General features: G+C 66.5%; 18 protein-coding genes. 2 read left to right on the top strand and 16 right to left on the bottom strand.

All coding sequences use genetic code 11. The annotated features are described in order from the left end of the window. Positions 1-6 precede the first annotated feature (6 nt). The 14 genes from lepB to LRM40_RS05400 form a co-directional block, all read right to left on the bottom strand. A complete protein-coding gene (gene lepB / locus LRM40_RS05465) occupies positions 7-975 on the bottom strand; it encodes a signal peptidase I (RefSeq protein WP_151123460.1) in 969 nt (322 codons plus the stop codon). A gap of 7 nt (positions 976-982) precedes the next feature. Further along, positions 983-2,791, bottom strand: a complete 1,809-nt coding sequence (gene lepA / locus LRM40_RS05460) for a translation elongation factor 4 (RefSeq protein ID WP_151123459.1) — start codon at positions 2,789-2,791, stop codon at positions 983-985. A 410-nt stretch (positions 2,792-3,201) separates the two neighbouring features. Further along, positions 3,202-4,662, bottom strand: a complete 1,461-nt coding sequence (locus LRM40_RS05455; RefSeq protein WP_151123458.1) for a DegQ family serine endoprotease — start codon at positions 4,660-4,662, stop codon at positions 3,202-3,204. Between the two features lie 74 nt (positions 4,663-4,736). Then, entirely contained in the window at positions 4,737-5,816 is a 1,080-nt protein-coding gene (locus LRM40_RS05450) for a MucB/RseB family sigma factor regulatory protein (RefSeq protein ID WP_151123457.1), read from the bottom strand. Continuing rightward, a complete protein-coding gene (locus tag LRM40_RS05445; protein WP_151123456.1) occupies positions 5,806-6,456 on the bottom strand; it encodes a sigma-E factor negative regulatory protein in 651 nt (216 codons plus the stop codon). The genes LRM40_RS05450 and LRM40_RS05445 overlap by 11 nt, the downstream gene beginning before the upstream one ends. Before the next feature lie 27 nt (positions 6,457-6,483). Next, on the bottom strand, positions 6,484-7,095 hold the full coding sequence (gene rpoE / locus LRM40_RS05440) for an RNA polymerase sigma factor RpoE (protein ID WP_151123455.1): 612 nt from the start codon (positions 7,093-7,095) through the stop codon (positions 6,484-6,486). A gap of 484 nt (positions 7,096-7,579) precedes the next feature. Then, on the bottom strand, positions 7,580-8,824 hold the full coding sequence (fabF, locus tag LRM40_RS05435) for a beta-ketoacyl-ACP synthase II (RefSeq protein ID WP_022983098.1): 1,245 nt from the start codon (positions 8,822-8,824) through the stop codon (positions 7,580-7,582). A 35-nt stretch (positions 8,825-8,859) separates the two neighbouring features. Next, on the bottom strand, positions 8,860-9,099 hold the full coding sequence (gene acpP, locus LRM40_RS05430; protein ID WP_022983099.1) for an acyl carrier protein: 240 nt from the start codon (positions 9,097-9,099) through the stop codon (positions 8,860-8,862). A 75-nt stretch (positions 9,100-9,174) separates the two neighbouring features. Beyond that, on the bottom strand, positions 9,175-9,918 hold the full coding sequence (gene fabG, locus LRM40_RS05425; RefSeq protein ID WP_151123454.1) for a 3-oxoacyl-ACP reductase FabG: 744 nt from the start codon (positions 9,916-9,918) through the stop codon (positions 9,175-9,177). Beyond that, the gene (gene fabD / locus LRM40_RS05420; RefSeq protein ID WP_151123453.1) at positions 9,915-10,853 is read right to left on the bottom strand and encodes an ACP S-malonyltransferase; all 939 of its coding nucleotides are present in this window, start codon (positions 10,851-10,853) and stop codon (positions 9,915-9,917) included. The genes fabG and fabD overlap by 4 nt, the downstream gene beginning before the upstream one ends. Before the next feature lie 41 nt (positions 10,854-10,894). After that, positions 10,895-11,872 (bottom strand): beta-ketoacyl-ACP synthase III, encoded by a 978-nt coding sequence (locus LRM40_RS05415; RefSeq protein WP_151123518.1) that lies wholly within the window; start codon positions 11,870-11,872, stop codon positions 10,895-10,897. 20 nt (positions 11,873-11,892) lie between these two features. Then, on the bottom strand, positions 11,893-12,972 hold the full coding sequence (gene plsX, locus LRM40_RS05410; protein ID WP_170288826.1) for a phosphate acyltransferase PlsX: 1,080 nt from the start codon (positions 12,970-12,972) through the stop codon (positions 11,893-11,895). Positions 12,973-13,099: 127 nt separating this feature from the next. Continuing rightward, positions 13,100-13,282, bottom strand: coding sequence for a 50S ribosomal protein L32 (gene rpmF, locus LRM40_RS05405; RefSeq protein WP_022983104.1), 183 nt, complete (start codon positions 13,280-13,282; stop codon positions 13,100-13,102). Between the two features lie 219 nt (positions 13,283-13,501). Next, positions 13,502-14,005: a YceD family protein gene (locus LRM40_RS05400; protein WP_231067735.1), complete on the bottom strand. Its 504-nt coding sequence runs from the start codon at positions 14,003-14,005 to the stop codon at positions 13,502-13,504. An 81-nt stretch (positions 14,006-14,086) separates the two neighbouring features. On the opposite strand from LRM40_RS05400, the gene LRM40_RS05395 reads away from it, so the two are divergent. Both LRM40_RS05395 and LRM40_RS05390 read left to right on the top strand, forming a co-directional pair. Further along, positions 14,087-14,692, top strand: a complete 606-nt coding sequence (locus LRM40_RS05395) for a Maf family nucleotide pyrophosphatase (protein ID WP_151123451.1) — start codon at positions 14,087-14,089, stop codon at positions 14,690-14,692. After that, a complete protein-coding gene (locus LRM40_RS05390) occupies positions 14,689-15,465 on the top strand; it encodes an SAM-dependent methyltransferase (protein WP_151123450.1) in 777 nt (258 codons plus the stop codon). Before LRM40_RS05395 ends, LRM40_RS05390 begins: the two co-directional genes overlap by 4 nt. A 13-nt stretch (positions 15,466-15,478) precedes the next feature. Here LRM40_RS05390 and LRM40_RS05385 read toward each other — a convergent pair whose 3' ends face one another. Together LRM40_RS05385 and LRM40_RS05380 are read right to left on the bottom strand one after the other, a co-directional pair. Next, positions 15,479-16,951 carry a DEAD/DEAH box helicase gene (locus LRM40_RS05385; RefSeq protein WP_151123449.1) on the bottom strand — a complete coding sequence of 491 codons (1,473 nt, stop codon included), beginning with the start codon at positions 16,949-16,951 and terminating at the stop codon, positions 15,479-15,481. Between the two features lie 50 nt (positions 16,952-17,001). After that, positions 17,002-18,075 carry an MraY family glycosyltransferase gene (locus LRM40_RS05380; RefSeq protein WP_151123448.1) on the bottom strand — a complete coding sequence of 358 codons (1,074 nt, stop codon included), beginning with the start codon at positions 18,073-18,075 and terminating at the stop codon, positions 17,002-17,004. Positions 18,076-18,142 lie beyond the last annotated feature (67 nt).

Below are 18,142 nucleotides of genomic sequence, written 5' to 3'. Positions count from 1 at the left end.
TTCACCTCATTGGAAGCCGCCGATGCGGCTGGGGTTGCGGAAGTTCATCCAGACGAAGAAGGCCTTGCCCACGATGTTCTCGTCCGGCACGAAGCCCCAGTATCGCGAATCTTCCGAATTGTCCCGGTTGTCACCCATCATGAAATAGTGACCGGCAGGAACCTTGCACACAAAACCTTCGATGCTGTAGCGGCAGTTCTCGCGGAAGGGGAACTGGCGCGGCGCGTCCACATTGAAGGGCAGCACCTGCGGACGGCGCTGGATGTTGTGCTGCACCGGGCCGATCTTCTCCGAGAACTGGGACATGTAGCGCATGCTCTCGTCGTCGTAGGCGTCGCCCAGAGGCTGGGTGGGCACCGGCTGGCCGTTGATCTTGAGCTGGGCATTCAGGTAGGACACCTCGTCGCCCGGCACGCCGATCACCCGTTTGATGTAGTCCAGGCGCGGATCCACCGGGTAGCGGAACACCACCACGTCGCCCCGGGCCACATCGTGGTTGGGGATGATCTTCTTGTCGATCACCGGCAGGCGGATGCCGTAGTGGAATTTGTTCACCAGGATCAGGTCGCCCACCTGCAGCGTCGGAATCATCGAGCCCGAGGGGATCTTGAAGGGCTCGAAAAGGAACGAGCGCATCACGAAGACGACGATGATCACCGGGAACAGGCCAGCAGTCCAATCCAGCCACCAGGGCTGGCGCAGCAGCTGCTCGCGTGCCGCGGCAATGTCGCCATCGACCTTGTCGATGCCCAGCTTGGCCAGCTCGGTGCGCCGGGCGGCGTCCTGGGCCTCCAGCGTACGGGCGGCGGCCTCGCGCTGGGGCTTGAAGCGCCATTTCTCGGCCACCCAGTAGAAGCCGGTGACCACGGAAAGGATGAAGAGCAGCAACGCGAAGTTGCCGAACCACAGATCCAGATACCAACCGCCCAGGTAGACGATCAGGGCGCCGTACAGCACGGCGGTCAATGCACTCATGGGGGTGTCAGTCATCCACTTGGAGAATGGCGAGGAACGCTTCCTGCGGCACCTCGACGGTGCCGATCTGCTTCATGCGCTTCTTGCCGGCCTTTTGTTTTTCGAGCAGCTTGCGCTTGCGGGTGATGTCGCCGCCGTAGCATTTTGCCAGCACGTTCTTGCGCAGCGCCTTGATGTTCTCGCGCGCGATGATGTTCGCGCCGATGGCCGCTTGGATGGCCACGTCGTACATCTGGCGCGGGATCTGCTCGCGCATCTTGGCGGCCACCGCGCGGCCGCGGTAGGCGCTCTGGCTGCGGTGCACGATCATGGCCAGCGGGTCGACGCGGTCGCCGTTGATCAGGATGTCCACCTTCACGACGTCGGCGGCGCGGTATTCCTTGAACTCGTAGTCCATGGAGGCGTAGCCGCGCGAGACGGACTTCAGCTTGTCGAAGAAGTCCAGCACGATCTCGGCCAGCGGCAGCTCGTAGGTCAGCATGACCTGCTTGCCGTGGTAGGCCATGTTGAGCTGCACGCCACGCTTCTGGTTGCACAGCGTCATCACCACGCCCACATAGTCCTGTGGCATGTAGAGGTGCACCGTGACGATGGGCTCGCGGATCTCGCGGATGCGGCCCTGGTCCGGCATCTTGGAGGGATTCTCCACCTCGATGACCTCGCCGTCGCCCAGCTCCACCTCATAGACCACGCTGGGGGCGGTGGTCACCAGATCCTGGTCGAACTCGCGCTCCAGACGCTCCTGCACGATCTCCATGTGCAGCAGGCCCAGGAAACCGCAACGGAAACCGAAGCCCAGCGCCTGGGAGACTTCCGGCTCGAAGCGCAGCGAGCTGTCGTTGAGCTTGAGCTTCTCCAGCGCGTCGCGCAGCTGGTCGTACTCGCTGGCCTCGCTGGGGTACAGGCCGGCGAACACCTGCGGCTGGATTTCCTTGAAGCCCGGCAGGGCCTCGGTGGCCGGGCCGGCGTTGTTGGGCAGCTTCTTTTCCAGCGTGACGGTGTCGCCCACCTTGGCTGCGGCCAGCTCCTTGATGCCGCAGATGATGAAGCCCACCTCGCCGGCCCGCAGGGCATCCCGGTTCTCGCTCTTGGGCGTGAACACACCCAGGTGCTCGATCGGGTAGACCGCGTTGGTGGCCATCATGCGGATGCGCTCACCCTTGCCCAGCTGGCCATCGACCATGCGCACCAGCATCACGACGCCGACGTAGTTGTCGAACCAGGCGTCGATCACCATGGCCCGCGGCGGGCCGCCGGCATCGCCCTTGGGCGGCGGCATGCGGGTGACCACGGCCTCCAGAATGTCGTCGATGCCCAGACCGGTCTTGGCGGAACACGGAATGGCACCGGATGCATCGATGCCGATCACGTCCTCGATCTCTTCCTTGGCCCGGTCCGGATCGGCCTGGGGCAGGTCCATCTTGTTCAGGACCGGGATCACCTCCACGCCCAGGTCCAGCGCGGTGTAGCAGTTGGCCACCGTCTGTGCTTCCACGCCCTGCGAGGCGTCCACCACCAGCAGCGCGCCCTCGCAGGCCGACAGGGAGCGGCTGACCTCGTAGGAGAAGTCCACGTGCCCCGGGGTGTCGATCAGGTTCAGGTTGTAGACCTTGCCGTCCCGGGCCTTGTACTGCAGCGAGGCGGTCTGCGCCTTGATGGTGATGCCGCGCTCGCGCTCGATGTCCATCGAGTCGAGCACCTGGGCTTCCATCTCGCGGTCACTCAGACCACCGCAGCGCTGGATCAGGCGGTCCGCCAGCGTGCTCTTGCCGTGGTCGATGTGGGCAATGATGGAGAAATTTCGGATGTGGTCCATGCGGTGAGAAATTCGGCGATGGGCCGTCGGAAGGGCCTGGTGTCAGGAGGCCAGGACGATGGCAATGTGGGTCGGTGCGAGGGCTGTCTGGCGCCCCTGCCCGGGTTGGAATTCGGCAGGGCGCGCCGCGGGCACAGCGGCTAAAAAAAAGGCACGTCCAAAGAGGAGACGCGCCTTCCAACAAAACGTATGGCAACTGCTTGTTGGGCTTTCATTGTAGCCAAAAGCCCCCTCCCGCAATGCCCCGTTGTGGCAGGAAAGCGGCTTTGCCGCCTTCCAGGCACCCAAGTTATCAACAGTTTATTCACAGTTCAGAGGGGAAACCGAGGACCCGACCCCGGGTCCCGGAAGACGCGGCTTTCGCCTGATGAAAAAACCTTCCGAGACAGTCAACCAAACACCGCTCTGGCTCAGCGCCCGCCCGGCTGGACGATCACATAGTTGACCCAGTCCCCCCGCCGCACCAGCAAGGTGACCCGCTGCTTCTTGTCCAGCTTGGCCACGATGGCCGCGAACTGCTTGGCGTCGCGGATCTCGGTGTTCTCGATGGTCAGGACCACGTCCCCCTCGCGCAAGCCCGACTTGGCCGACGGCCCCTCGGCCTTCACCACCTGGACGCCATTCTTCAGACGCAGATCGCGCTTCTGGGCATCGCTGAGGTCGTCGACGGTCAGCCCGAGGATGTTGCGGCTGGGCGCCGCCCCTTCCCCGTCCTGGGTCGCCGGCTTCTCGGGCTCGAACTCGCCCACAGTGACCGGCACATCCTTGAAGACACCGCGACGGAACACCTGCAGGGTGACCTTGGTGCCCGGCTTGATGGCACTGATGCCGCGCTGCAGGTCGGAGGATTTCTCCAGCGGCTTGCCATCGAGCTTGACGATGATGTCACCGGCTTCCAGGCCGGCCTTCTCCGCTGGCGACGACGGCTCCACGGCCCGCACCATGGCGCCCTGGGGCTTGCCCAGACCGATCGACTCGGCCACTTCGCGGGTGACCTCGGCGATCATGACCCCGATGCGACCGCGCACGACACGGCCGTTGGTGCGCAGCTGGTCCGCCACCCGCATGGCCTCGTCGATGGGGATCGAAAACGAGATGCCGGCATAGCCACCCGAGGGGCTGTAGATCTGCGAGTTGATGCCGACGACCTCGCCACGCATGTTGATCAACGGCCCCCCCGAATTGCCCGGGTTGATGGCCACATCGGTCTGGATGAAGGGCAGCAGTTCACCGGTGTCGCGCTGCTTGGCACTGACGATGCCCGCGGTGACGGTGTTCTCGAAGTTGAACGGCGATCCGATGGCGATCACCCACTCGCCCACCTTGAGCTTGCCCACGTCACCGATCTTCACGGTGGGCAGGTTCGTGGCGTCGATCTTCACCAGGGCCACATCGGAACGCTTGTCGGCACCCACCAGCTTGGCCTTGAACTCGCGCTTGTCGGGCAGGGTGACGGTCAGTTCGTCCGCACCCGACACCACGTGCGCATTGGTCATGATCAGGCCATCGGCGCTCAGGATGAAGCCGGACCCCACACCGCGGCGGGTGGGTTCTTCATCGTCCGATTCCCCGTTGTCATCCCCGCGCGGCACCACGCGCGGCAGGGGGATGCCGAAGCGCCGGAACAGTTCCTCCATGCCCGGGTCGATCTGGGCGCTGCGGGGATCCACATGCACCTTCTCCTCGGTGCGGATGTTGACCACGGCCGGCCCCACCTGCTCCACCAGGTCGGTGAAGTCGGGCAGCATCCGGGTCACCGGCTCGGCGGCCAGGGTTGCCGAAGACGCCAACACGGCCCCCAGCCCCAGGCAGATCGCCCCCAGGGAACGGCGCCAGCGGATGGATCCACCCGCGAAAGCCAGAGCTCGCATGCATTCTCCTCTCTGCACGATGGGCCTCGCACGGCCCTGTTGGTCTTGTGGTGCGCCGGGTCCGGCCGGTGGACTCAACGCTTGTGTTCGAGTGCGGCGGCAAAACGCCGCAAGGTCTCCGGCGGGACATCGCCCATGATCGTCACCCAGTAGTCGTCCCGTCGCCCCATCAGTGTGTGGGTCGCGCCGATGGTGACACTGACCTCGCCCTGGTGGCGCGCGGGCTGGTAGGGCTCGATGAACAGGGAGACGTGGGTGAGGCCATCCGAATAGATGGCCTGCAAGACGGTGGGGGCCCCTGGAGTGTCCATGGGATCGAGGCTGCGCTTGGCGCAGTGCACCTCCCGGAAGCCCGGGGGCAGGCTGCTCATGCTCCAGCCCTCACCCTCGAGGGTGGCGGCCTGAACGGTCGGCCGCAAGACGCGGTAGCCGTCGAGCTTGCGCATCGCCGCAACCACCGCTTCCGGCTGGGGCTTCACGCCGATGGACAGTTCGGAAAACGCCGCCGACTCCAGCGGCTGGCCGTTGAGTCCCAGCATCTCGGAGCGCAGCAGCAGCCCCGTCTGCCGCTCAGCCCACAACCGCTGGCTGAACCGGATGTTGTCCTTGGCCTTCAGCAGCACCACATCGGCGTCGTAACCGGCCACCCGGTCATGCCCCAGGGAGCGCAGTTCGTACCATTCCAGCACCCGCTTGCCACCCGAGCCCGACAGCAGGGCGGGAAACATCGCTCGCGGATCGCGCTGCTCGATCACCGCCATGTGGACCCGCGGCCAGACCGTCTGCACCAGATCGTTGTGCCGCCACATGCTGCGCGACTCGCCGTCCAGGGCCTCCACGCGCTCGTACTGCTGAGAACCTTCGCAATAGTGGGCTACGCGCGAACTGCTGACGGCACCACCGCCAGTGAACACCAGGGTACCCTGGTAGTTGCGCGTCGAGGCGGCGGCCTGGCTGCGCATCAGCCAAGCCTTGGCGGTCAGGACCGGCTCACTGGCAGCGTCTGACGGTGCAGCGGCACTCGCTCCCGCCGCCCGAACACTGCCGGAAGCCAACATCAGAACACCCATCGCCCCGGCCAGCAGCGGCCTGTGCCAGCCGCGCACAACGAACCCCTGCATGTGCTGGTTCCGCCTCAGGACTTCACTCACCATCCGGACTCAGGGCGACCTGACGAATGCCACCGGGAGCGGCCAGCGCCGGCCCCTGTGCGAACTGCCGATGGGCCATCAGGTAGCGGTCCAACTGCGGGTTGCGCTGCATGGGCATGGTGGCTGCCACCTCGGCCATGGAGGCGGGCATGGCCACGGGCTGCACCTGGGCCAGTTCGACACCTGCCGGCGCCACGCCGGACACGGGTGAACGCCAGACCATGGCGGCACCGACCGCCATCACGCAACCGGCTGCCACGGCCGCGGACGTCGTCCACCCGCGATGGGAAACCAGCGCGCGCCGCCAGCGCACGCCAGCACGCAGGGGCACCACGTTGGAGGGCGCCGGCGCTTCCGGAGCACCCACCGGGGCCATCGGCGCCAGGACGACCGGCTCGTCGGCCAGCCGAGCGCGCAGGCAACTCAGGAAATGGGCATCGTGTCCGCCGCCAGAACTGGCCAAGTCGTCCGAGCGCATGGCGTCCCCGATGAGGGTGTAACCATGCCAGTCGGCACGGCAATCCTCGTCGTCGCGCCAAGCCTGCAAGGCCTGTCGCATCTCGCCTTCCGTGGCCTCGCCATCGGCCATGGCCGACAGGCAGGCACGCACCACGTCACGTTCGTTCAGGGGCTCCGACATCATCTCTGACACTCCAGCAGCCAACAGGCCTCACCAACGTTCACCATCGCGCGTGTCCAGCAAGGGTCTGAGTCGCTGGGCAATCGCCTCGCGGGCACGAAAAATCCTCGATCGCACCGTGCCGATCGGGCAATTCATCACTTCCGCAATTTCCTCGTAGCTCAAGCCTTCGATTTCTCGCAGCGTGATGGCCTGACGCAAATCTTCCGACAAGGCATCGATCGCGGCGTTCACCGTCGAGGCAATCTCCTTGCTGGCCAGCACCGCGTCTGGCGTGGCCATGTCGGTTTGTTCCGTTTGCGAAGAGGAAGTTTCATCGTCGTCACCGGAGATGGCCAACGCCGCCTCGGTGATGACAGGGTCCCGCTTGAGATCGGCCAGGGCCTTTTTCGCCGTGTTCACCGCAATCCGGTACAACCATGTGTAGAAAGCGGACTCGCCCCGGAACTGCGGCAAGGCCCGGTAGGCCCGGATGAAGGTTTCCTGGGCGATGTCGAACACCAGGTCGCTGTCGCGCACCATGCGCCCGATCAGGCGCTCAATGCGACGCTGGTATTTGACCACCAGCATCTCGAAGGCACGCACATCGCCCTGCTTGACGCGCTCGACCAGGATGGCGTCGGCATCGGCCTGCGGGGTCATGCCACCTCCACGCAGGAAGTGCCGGGCGAGACAGCGGACCGCGCACCGGCCCCTTGCACCAGCGCCACCCTGAGGGCATGCCATCCCGCCGCCGAAGCGCCATCGGTCCGGTCAAGCAGCAGCCAACGATCGGCAAGAGAGGCACCGTCGTGCCAACGGGCCATGAGCCATCGGCCGCCGTCCCAGATCAGCGATGCCCGGCCCCGAGGAGACCCCTCGCGAGCGTCAAGCTGCCACTGCACGCCATCCCATGTCAGCACGGCGGGTTGCCGACGCTGCCACAGCCGGTCGGCCAGGACGGCCGCCAGCGCCGCTGCGCCGAGGGCTGCCGGCAGCGGCCAAGGTGCCAGTGCCCCGCCCAGGGAGGCCCCCGCCAGCGCGGGCACCGTGGCATGGGCGAGCCGCCAGAAACCCTGGCGGGCCAGAGGCCAGGTGGTGGGCGGAGCGGCACGCATGCAGCCCGCCTCGGAATGTGGCGACGCGCTCAGACGCGCCGGAACACCAACGTCCCGTTGGTGCCACCAAAGCCGAAGTTGTTCTTGACCGCCACGTCGATCTTCATCTCACGCGCCGTGTTGGCGCAGTAGTCCAGGTCACATTCCGGATCCTGGTTGAAGATGTTGATCGTGGGCGGCGAGATCTGGTGGTGCAGCGCCAGCACCGAGAACACCGACTCGATGCCGCCCGCGCCGCCCAGCAGGTGGCCGGTCATGGACTTGGTCGAGTTCACCACCAGGCGCTTGGCGTGGTCACCGAAGGCCAGCTTGATGGCATTGGTCTCGTTGAGATCCCCCAGCGGCGTGGAGGTCCCGTGGGCGTTCAGATACTGGACGTCCTCGGGGTTGATCTGCGCGTTGCGCAGCGCCGCCTTCATGGACCGCTTGGGACCGTCCACATTGGGTGCCGTCATGTGATAAGCATCGGCACTCATGCCGAAACCGATCACCTCGGCGTAGATTCTGGCGCCGCGCTTCTTGGCGTGCTCGTACTCCTCGAGCACCATCACGCCAGCGCCTTCACCCAGCACAAAACCATCGCGGTCCTTGTCCCAGGGGCGGGAAGCGGTCGCGGGGTCGTCGTTGCGGGTGGACAGGGCCCGGGCGGCCGCGAAGCCCCCCACGCCCAGCACGTTCACGGTGGATTCGGCACCACCGGCCACCATCACGTCGGCATCCCCACACTCGATCATGCGGGCCGACTGGCCAATGCAATGCAGGCCCGTCGTACAGGCCGTCACCACGGCCAGATTGGGGCCGGTGAAACCGAAGTGGATGGACACATGCCCGGAGATCATGTTGATGATCGAGGCCGGGACGAAGAACGGGGAGATGCGGCGAGGGCCGCGCTCCACCACCGTCCGGGCGGTTGCCTCGATTTCGGGCAGACCGCCAATGCCTGAACCGATCATGCAGCCGATGCGCTCGGCCTGCTCCTCGGTCAGTTCCTCTCTCGAGGGCAGACCCGCATCCTTCACCGCCTGGATGGCCGCAGCCACACCGTAGTGGATGAAGGTGTCCATGTGCTTGGCATCCTTGCCGGGGATGTAATCCTCGACATTGAAGCCTTTGACTTCGCCTGCGAACTGGCAGGCGATGCCGGAAGCATCGAACTTCGTGATCGGCGCGATGCCGGACTTCCCTGCGAGCAGGTTGGTCCAGCCTTCGGACACCGTGTTGCCGACGGGGCTGATATGCCCCATGCCGGTGATTACAACGCGTCGACGGGTCATGCGTGAGATCGGATCAGAAAACAACCCAGGGCCGATCAGGCCTTGGCGTGGGCCTTGGCGTAGTCGATCGCCAGCTGCACGGTCGTGATCTTTTCGGCTTCCTCATCGGGGATTTCGATGCCGAACTCGTCCTCGAGGGCCATCACCAGCTCGACGGTGTCCAGGGAATCGGCGCCCAGGTCGGCCACAAAGGCCTTTTCGTTGGTGACGTCGGCTTCGGGAACACCCAGCTGCTCGGCAATGATCTTCTTGACGCGTGCTTCGATATCGCTCATGACTCCTCCAGGAGGGATTGCGTAGTAAAACGGCCGGATTCTACGCTGGCAGACCCAGCTCTCCGACCAAGGGACTCAGTTCATGAACATGCCGCCGTTGACGTGCAGCTCTGTTCCGGTGATGTAGCCCGCCTCGGCCGACGCAAGAAAAGCCACAGCATGGGCGATTTCCTCGGGTTTTCCAAGACGTTGCAGGGGGATTTGCTGCATCAGCGCCGCCTTCTGGGCTTCCGGCAGGACCTCGGTCATGTCGGTGGCGATGAAGCCCGGGGCCACGCAGTTGACGGTGATGTTGCGGCTGCCGAGTTCGCGCGCCAGAGCACGGGTCATCCCGGCCACACCCGCCTTGGCGGCTGCGTAGTTGGCCTGACCGGGGTTGCCGGAGGCACCGACCACCGACGTGATGCTGATGATGCGGCCGAAGCGCTGCTTCATCATCGGACGGATGGCCGCCCGGCTGATGCGGAACACCGCCTTGAGGTTGGTGTCCAGCACCGCATCCCAGTCCTCGTCCTTCATGCGCATGGCCAGCTGGTCGCGGGTGATGCCCGCATTGTTGACCAGCACATGCAGGCCTCCATGGGCCTTGACGATCTGCTCGACGGCCGCATCGACGCCTGCGGCGTCGTTGACGTTCAGACACAGGCCTTCGCAGCCCGGGAAGGCCGACAGGGCTTCAGCGATGCTCTGGGCGCCGGCCTCGCTGGTGGCGGTGCCGATCACCCGGTAGCCACGCTGGGCCAGGGCCAGGGCGATGGCGCGGCCGATGCCGCGGGTGGCCCCGGTCACCAGGGCGATCTGGACGGTCGTCTCACTCATGCCAGCAATTCCTTCGTCTTCTCCAGGGAGGCCGGGTCGGACACATGGCCCGTGACCAGCTCGGCGTCAATGCGCGCCACCATGCCCGACAGCGCCTTGCCGGGGCCGCATTCCACCACATGGGTGACGCCACGGGCCCGCAGGGCACGCACCACCTCCACCCAGCGCACCGGGCCGAAAGCCTGGCGGTACAGCGCATCGCGGATGTAGTCCGCGGTCTTCTCGACCTGGACATCGATGTTGTTGATGACCGGAATGGCCGGCTCGGCAAACGCCGTGGTCGCCAAACGGGTCTTCAGCACTTCGGCCGCCGGCTTCATCAGGCTGCAGTGGAAAGGCGCCGACACCGGCAGGGGCAGCGCACGCTTGGCCCCCATGCCCTTGAGGGTGACACAGGCAGCGTCCACGGCAGCCTTGGTGCCCGCGATCACCGTCTGCTTGGGATCATTGAAGTTGACGGCCTCGACCACCTCGCCGGTGGCCTGGGCCGCCTCGGCGCAACCGGCCCGCACCACCTGGGACTCCAGCCCCAGGATGGCGGCCATCGCCCCCGTGCCCACCGGCACGGCTTCCTGCATGGCCTGGGCGCGCAACTGCACCAGCGGCAAGGCATCGGCCAGGGTCAGGCCGCCAGCGGCCACCAGCGCGGTGTATTCCCCCAGGGAATGCCCGGCCATGGCCACGGGCGTCAGGCCGGTCTCGGCCACCCAGGCCCGATAGCACGCCAACCCTGCCACCAACATCACCACCTGGGTGTTCGTGGTCAGGTCCAGTTGCTCCTTGGGGCCTTCATGGATCAGGGACTTCAGGTCCCGGTCCAGCACGCGGCTGGCCTCGTCCACGGTGCGGACGACTTCGGGATGATCTCCCCAGGCATCCAGCATGCCCACCGATTGGGATCCCTGGCCGGGGAAAACGACTGCGAATTTGCTCATGGCCTGTGACAGCTTGGAAATGGATGCGCCGGGCCGCCGACTCAATAGTCGATCAGCGCCGCGCCCCAGGTGAAACCGCCCCCGACCCCTTCTAGCATGAGGGTGTCTCCCCGCTGGATCTTGCCGCTGCGCACAGCGACATCCAGCGCCAGGGGAATCGACGCTGCCGAGGTGTTGCCGTGTTCGTCCACGGTCACCACCATGCGCTCCATCGGCAGCTTCAGCTTGCGGGCCGTGCCCTGCATGATCCGGATGTTGGCCTGGTGCGGCACCAGCCAGTCCACGTCGGAGGCCTGGCGACCCGCGGCCTCCAGCACCTCGCGTGCGACATGGTCGAGCGCATGCACGGCCAACTTGAAGACCGCCTGCCCATCCATGTGCAGCAAGGGGCGCCCGATCACCTGACCGCCGGACACATGCCCGGGGGTGCACAGCACCTCGGCATGCCGACCATCGGCGTGCAAGCGGGTGGCCAGGATGCCCGGTTCGTCGGAGGCCTCGAGCACCACCGCACCCGCGCCATCGCCGAACAGCACGCAGGTGGTGCGGTCGCTGAAATCGAGGATGCGCGAAAAGACCTCGGCGCCGATCACCAGCGCACGGCGCGCCGTGCCGCTGCGGATCATCGAATCCGCCACGCTCAGGGCGTAGATGAACCCGGCACACACCGCCTGCAGATCGAAGGCCGCCCCCTGCTGGATGCCCAGCTTGCGCTGGACGATGCAGGCCGTGGACGGAAAGACCATGTCCGGCGTCGAGGTGGCAACGATCACCAGGTCGATGTCGGCCGCCTGGACACCCGCAGCATCCATCGCATGGCGGGCCGCCTCGGCCGCGAGATCGCTGGACGTGACATCCGGCGCGGCGAAATGGCGCGCGCGGATGCCGGTTCGCTCGACGATCCATGCGTCGGAAGTCTCGATACCCCGCCCGGCCAGCTCGGCCGCCAGTTCATCGTTGCTGACGCGGCGCTCAGGCAGCTTGCTGCCCGTGCCGGTGATGCGAGAGAAACGCGGCAATGTCATGGCGAGGAGAAAAGTCAGGCAGCCGGACGCACGAATTCGTCGGCCGGCTGGATGGGCATGGATTGGAGAGTGTCCACGATACGGCCCCGCACCTGGTCGAGCAAGCGGTTGCGGGCAGCATCATGCGCGCGCACCAGGGCCCGCTCGAAGGCGTAGGCGTCCGCGCCCCCATGGCTCTTGAACACCAGCCCGCGCAGGCCAAGCAGGGCGGCACCGTTGTAGCCCCGGGGATCCACCCGTGCACGGAAACGCTTGAGCACCGGCAAGGCCACCAGGGCAGCCAGCTTCGTCCACCAGTTGCGGGTGAACTCCTCGCGGATGAACTGGGACAGCGCGTGCGCCAGGCCTTCGGTGGTCTTCAGCGCCACATTGCCGACAAAGCCATCGCAGACCACGACATCGGTCGTGCCCTCGAAGATGTCGTTGCCCTCGACATTGCCGTGGTAGTTGAGGTGACCGCCAGCGGCCGCCGCGCGCAGCAGATCTCCGGCGCGCTTGATGACATCGCTGCCCTTGATCACCTCGGAACCGATGTTCAGCAGGCCGACGGTCGGATCCGGCCGCCCGTCCACCGCAGCCACCAGGGCAGATCCCATGACGGCGAACTGAAGCAGGTGCTCGGGCGTGCAGTCCACGTTGGCCCCGAGGTCCAGCATGGTCGTGAAGCCACCGTGCTCGTTGGGGAGCACGGAAGCGATCGCAGGCCGGTCAATGCCGTCCACCGTCTTGAGCAGATAGCGCGCCAGCGCCATCAGGGCCCCCGTGTTGCCGGCGGACACGCAGACATCCGCCAGGGCAGGCGATTGCTCGTCGGCCGACTTCAATTGGGAAATGGCCACCCGCATGGACGAGTCCTTCTTGCGGCGAAGCGCCACATCGACAGGATCGTCCATGGCCACCACCTCGGTGGCCGTGACCTGCGTGCACCGTGCCCAGCCCACGGCAGGCGCCAGGGCCTCCGCCGTGCCGACCAGCAGCAGCTCAGCTTGCGGATGCGTGGCCAGAAAGGCCTTGCAAGCCGGCAAGGTCACCGAGGGCCCATGATCGCCCCCCATGCAGTCCACGGCGATGCGCACGCGGCTCAAGGGGGTCAGGCTGGGAACAGTCTCGGACAAGGGGAGCTCAGACCCGAGGGCCCGATTGACTTCAACATGCAGCCACCGGGCGGCCTTTGCGAGGGAGACACCTGCGCACAGGCACCCCTCGGCCGCCCCGTGACAATCAGGCTTCCGCCTTGGTCTTCAGGACCTTGCGTCCACGGTAGAAACCGTTCGGGCTGATGTGGTGACGCAGATGCACTTCACCGGTGGTCGGCTCAACGGCCGTGCCCGGCTGGGTCAGGGCATTGTGCGAACGGTGCATGCCACGCTTGGAAGGCGACTTCTTGTTTTGCTGAACGGCCATGGAACTCTCCTGGGACGCCGGGGTTCCGGCGAACAGGGCAAACAGTTGAAAGACTTGCCCGAGTGACTGACCCGCATCTGGCAGGGCCCGAGGTCAGATGCATGCCAGGCAACACACCGGCAACACAACACCCCGCCCCGCACTGCCTGCGCCTTCAAGAGGCACCAGGAACGCGGAAAGCCAGAAAGTATAGCAGATACTTGGCAAACCCCGAAAGACTCAGGAGCGGGACTTGAGCTGGGCCAGCACCGCGAAGGGGTTCGGGCGAGCATCGCCCTCCTCCTCCAACGGCTGCTCCGGGATCGGCAAGGGCGCTGGACAGACGTCGTGGCGAGGCACGATGGGCAGCGCCAGCAGCAGCTCATCCTCGATCAGCTCGGCCAGATCCAGCCAGCGCGGCAGAGCCAGCACATCGTCCTCGCTCTCGGCATCCAGGGCCTCGGCCTGTGCCTCACCCGCCACAAAGCGGATCCAGCGGTCCACCGACACCGGCAGGCGCACCGGAGCCAGGCAGCGCTGGCACGGCATGGCCACCTCGGCGCTGGCCTGCAGATGGAGCCAGATCTCCCCCTCGCCCCCAAGCACCGGCCGCAGCTCGGCCTGAGCCGACCACCGGACCGGCGGCACCGGCACGTCGCCAACGTGCACTTCGGCCAGCCGCGGCAGGCTGGCCAGAGGCCACTCCCCCTGCAGGTGGTCTGCGTCGCGCGCGCTGCGCGCCATGTCGAGTTTTCGGGGGTCCGCTGCTGTGGTCATGCCGGCAGTGTAGCGGCGGGCGTTCGGCACCGATGGGAGAATGCCCCCATGGTTGCATCGCCCCTTCCCTCCCTGATCCTGGGCTCCACGTCCCGCTACCGCCGGGAACTGCTGCAGCGCCTGCGCCTGCCCTTCGAGAGCGTCTCGCCCCAGGTGGACGAAACCCCCCTGCCCGGCGAAACCCCGGCCGCATTGGCCCTGCGTCTGGCCCTGGCCAAAGCCCGCGCCGTGAGCCGACTGCATCCGAATGCCGTGGTGATCGGCTCCGATCAGGTGGCGGATGTCGATGGCGAGCCGGTCGGGAAGCCCGGCACACACGAGCGTGCCGTGGCCCAGCTGCGTCGCATGAGCGGCCAGACCATCGTGTTCCAGACCGCGGTGGCGGTGGTGCGCGCCGACACCGGCTTCGAGGCAACCGAACTGGCGCCGGTGAAGGTGCGCTTCCGGACATTGGACGATGCCGAGATCGAGCATTACCTCCGGCTGGAGCAGCCCTACGACTGCGCTGGCAGCGCCAAGTGCGAGACCCTGGGCATCGCACTGCTGTCGGCCATCGAATCCGACGACCCGACCGCCCTGGTCGGCCTGCCCCTGATCCGCACCTGCGCCCTGCTGCGCAGTGCAGGGCTGGACCCGCTGATGGGGGCGCGATGAACACGCCACGAACCACGGGCCGGCTGGTGCTGGTGCCCAATGCACTGGACCTGGGCACGGACCCCGTGCCGCTGCAGGACGTCCTCTCGGATGCCACCCTGCGCCGGGCTGCCGGCCTGTCGGCCTGGGTGGTGGAGAACGCCAAGACCGCACGCGCTTTTCTCAAGCGGGTCGGAGAGATCCATCCATTGGCCCAGCCGCTGCAAGCGCTCTCGATGGCGGAGCTGCCCAGGCCCCGCAAGGGCGATCCGGGGGCCGCCATCCAGCCCACGGCCTGGCGCGAACTTCTGGCACCAGCACTGGCCGGGCAGGATATGGGCCTGCTCTCGGACGCCGGGCTGCCGGCCGTGGCCGACCCGGGCGCCGCCCTGGTGCAAGCAGCCCATGAAGCCGGCGTGACGGTGGAGCCGCTGGCCGGCGCCAGTTCGCTGACCCTGGCCCTGGCCGCCAGCGGCCTCAACGGCCAGCGCTTCGCCTTCGAAGGCTACCTGCCCCAGAACGCGGCCGAGCGGGCACAGCGCGTGCGGGAGCTGGAGCAACGATCCCGCAAGGAAGGCCAGACCCAGCTGGCCATCGAGACGCCGTACCGCAACCAGGCCCTGCTGGAATCCCTGGTGCAGTTGCTGCAGCCTGGCACGCGCCTGAGCGTGGCCTGCGGCCTGACCTCGCCTGGGGGCTTCTGCCAGACGCGCAGCGTGTCACAGTGGCGCAGCGCGCCCCTGCCGACGATGCCGGAGAAGCTCCCCGCAGTGTTCCTCTGGCTGGCCAACTGAGCTCCGGGCCCGATCAGGCCTTGGAGCCGCCGCCCAGCAAGGCGGCCACCTTGCGCTTGGGCCGGATGTTGGGCGAGGTGCGCCCTGCCGCTGCGGCAGGCTGGGAAGGCGCGTTGCGCTCCCAGGCCGCCGGCTCGGCACGTTCGCCCGCGTCGTAGGGCTGGTCGAAGAAGGGATCGCGCGATGCACGGCTGTCGCTGCGACGCGGCGCCGACGGCGCGGCCGATGCCGACGACGACCGCTCCTCTCGCTCCTCCCGCGGACGGAACGAGGTACGGCGGGGACGGTCGTCATCCAGTTCGATCGCCTCGAGCTCGATCTTCTTCTTGATCAGCTTCTCGATGTCGGCCACCAGGCGGGCATCCTCGCGGGTGACCAGCGTCATCGCGATGCCCGACGCGCCAGCACGACCGGTGCGACCGATGCGGTGGACGTAGTCTTCCGCATTGAACGGCACATCGAAGTTGAAGACGGCCGGCAGGTCGGCGATGTCCAGACCGCGGGCGGCCACGTCGGTGGCCACCAGGAGATCCACCTCACCGGCCTTGAAAGCGGCCAGGGACTTCAGGCGCTCATCCTGGGACTTGTCGCCATGCAGGGCCGCGGTGCGCAGGCCGTCGCGCTCGAAGGAGCGGGCCAGGCGGGCGGCGCCCAGCTTGGAGTTGACGAACACAATGGACTGCTTGATGTCACGGTCGCGCAGCAGCTTCAGGATGGTGCGTCGCTTGTCGTCGTCGGACACACTGAAGAAACGCTGCTCCACCGTCGAGGCCGTCGCATTGGGACGCGCCACCTCGACCAGCTCCGGGTCCTTCAGGTAGCTGGAGGCAAGGCGCTTGATCTCGGGCGAGAAGGTGGCCGAGAACAGCAGGGTCTGGCGGTTGCCCTTGGGCAGGTGGCTCAGGATGCGCTGCAGATCCGGCAGGAAGCCGATGTCCAGCATCCGGTCCGCCTCGTCCAGCACCACGTACTCGACTTGGTTGAGCACGCAGTTCTTGGCCTCGATGTGGTCCAGCAGGCGCCCCGGGGTGGCGATCAACACCTCGACACCGGCCTTGAGCTCGGCCGCCTGAGGCTTCATGTCCACACCGCCGAACACCACCGCCACCCGCAGGTTGGTGTGCTTGGCGTAGGACTTGACGTTCTGCGCCACCTGGTCAGCCAGCTCGCGGGTGGGCGCCAGCACCACGGCACGCACCGGGTGGCGGGCCGGCGAGGCGCTGGCGTTCTCGTGCCGCAGCATCTTCTGCAGCAGCGGGATGGAAAAGGCCGCCGTCTTGCCCGTTCCCGTCTGGGCGGCACCCATCACGTCCCGACCGCTGAGCACCACCGGAATGGCCTTGGCCTGGATGGGCGTCATCGTCGCGTAGCCCTGATCGGCCACCGCGCGCAGCAGCTTGGGATCCAGAGGGAGGGTGTCGAAGCGGGGCGGGGGGGCGACTTCCACCGGGGTGCCGGTGTCGCCTTGCGTGGTGACGGTATTCATCGCCTTCCATTATCCCGCAAGCGCCACCGGAGCGTCGGAGGCGCCGAATTTCAGCGCCGAAGGATCATCCAGCGCGGCGTCTTGAAGCGCACGATGCGGGAATACAGCAACACATAGCCGGTGCTGAACAGCAGCAGGAAAGCCAGCAGCCACTCGGTGCTGTCCCAGCACAGCACCGCTGGAAAGACGGACAACATGCAAAGCACCCAGAGGTAAGGCGAGGTCATGGAGTTGCGGCGGGTGCGCAGACGCGCGTCCGAAGAGCCCACTGCCCACCGCACCAGTCGCTTGAAGACCAGGGAATGCAGGTGGATGCCGTCGGGCATGCTGGGCGAACGCCCCCGGACCACGATGCGCCGGTAGATCGAGAACAGGGTCTCGAACACCGGGTAGATGCACACCAGCAGGGGAAACAGCGGCGACACCGTGGGATTGCGGGTGATGAGCAGGATGCCGAGTTCAGCCACGTAGAAGCCCAGGAAGTAGGCCCCGCCATCGCCCAGGAAGATGTAGCCTGCAGGGTAGTTCCAGAGGAAGAAGCCGAGCACCGCGCCCGCCCCCACCAGCGCGAGTCGGAACACCAGGGGATCCCCGGCGGCCTGGGCCACATAGGCAATCCCGGCCAGCATGATCACCACGCACATCGAGGCCAGGCCGTTGAAGCCATCGATGATGTTGATGGCGTTGGCAATGCCTGCCACCGCCAGCACGGTGAGCAGCACCGCCAACGGGGTGAAGGTGAGCAGCCAGTCCAGCCCCCAGAGGTCAGCCCGCTTCAGAAGGGCCCCCAGGAGATAGCCAGCAGCCAGCGCCGACACCGCCGTGGCCGTCAGGCGCATGCGGGGACTGATGCGTTTGGTCAGATCCTCCCACAGCCCGGTGCCGAAGGCCGGAATGGCACAGGCCATCAGCCAACCGCCCGAACGCTCGCCCGCCAGCCCGATGGCCACGAGACAGCCGAGGAAGATGCCCACCCCACCCACGCGGGGCACCGGCGAGGCATGGATCTTCTGCGGTCCATCCAGATCGTGATCGTTGGTGAGGTGAGCAAACCGCTTGGACACCCTCAGAACCAGCAACGTGAAAAACCAGGCCACACCGAGGGCCGCGACAAAACTCGCCATGCCGTCATGTTAACCAATGCAAGGGGGAACCCTGCCATACAATCCGCGCGCTGTTCCGTTCGTCCCA

Source organism: Ideonella dechloratans (assembly GCF_021049305.1).
GTDB lineage: Bacteria > Pseudomonadota > Gammaproteobacteria > Burkholderiales > Burkholderiaceae_C > Ideonella > Ideonella dechloratans.
Note: the sequence above shows the minus strand (reverse complement) of the source record. Positions and strands in the feature narration are given on the sequence as shown.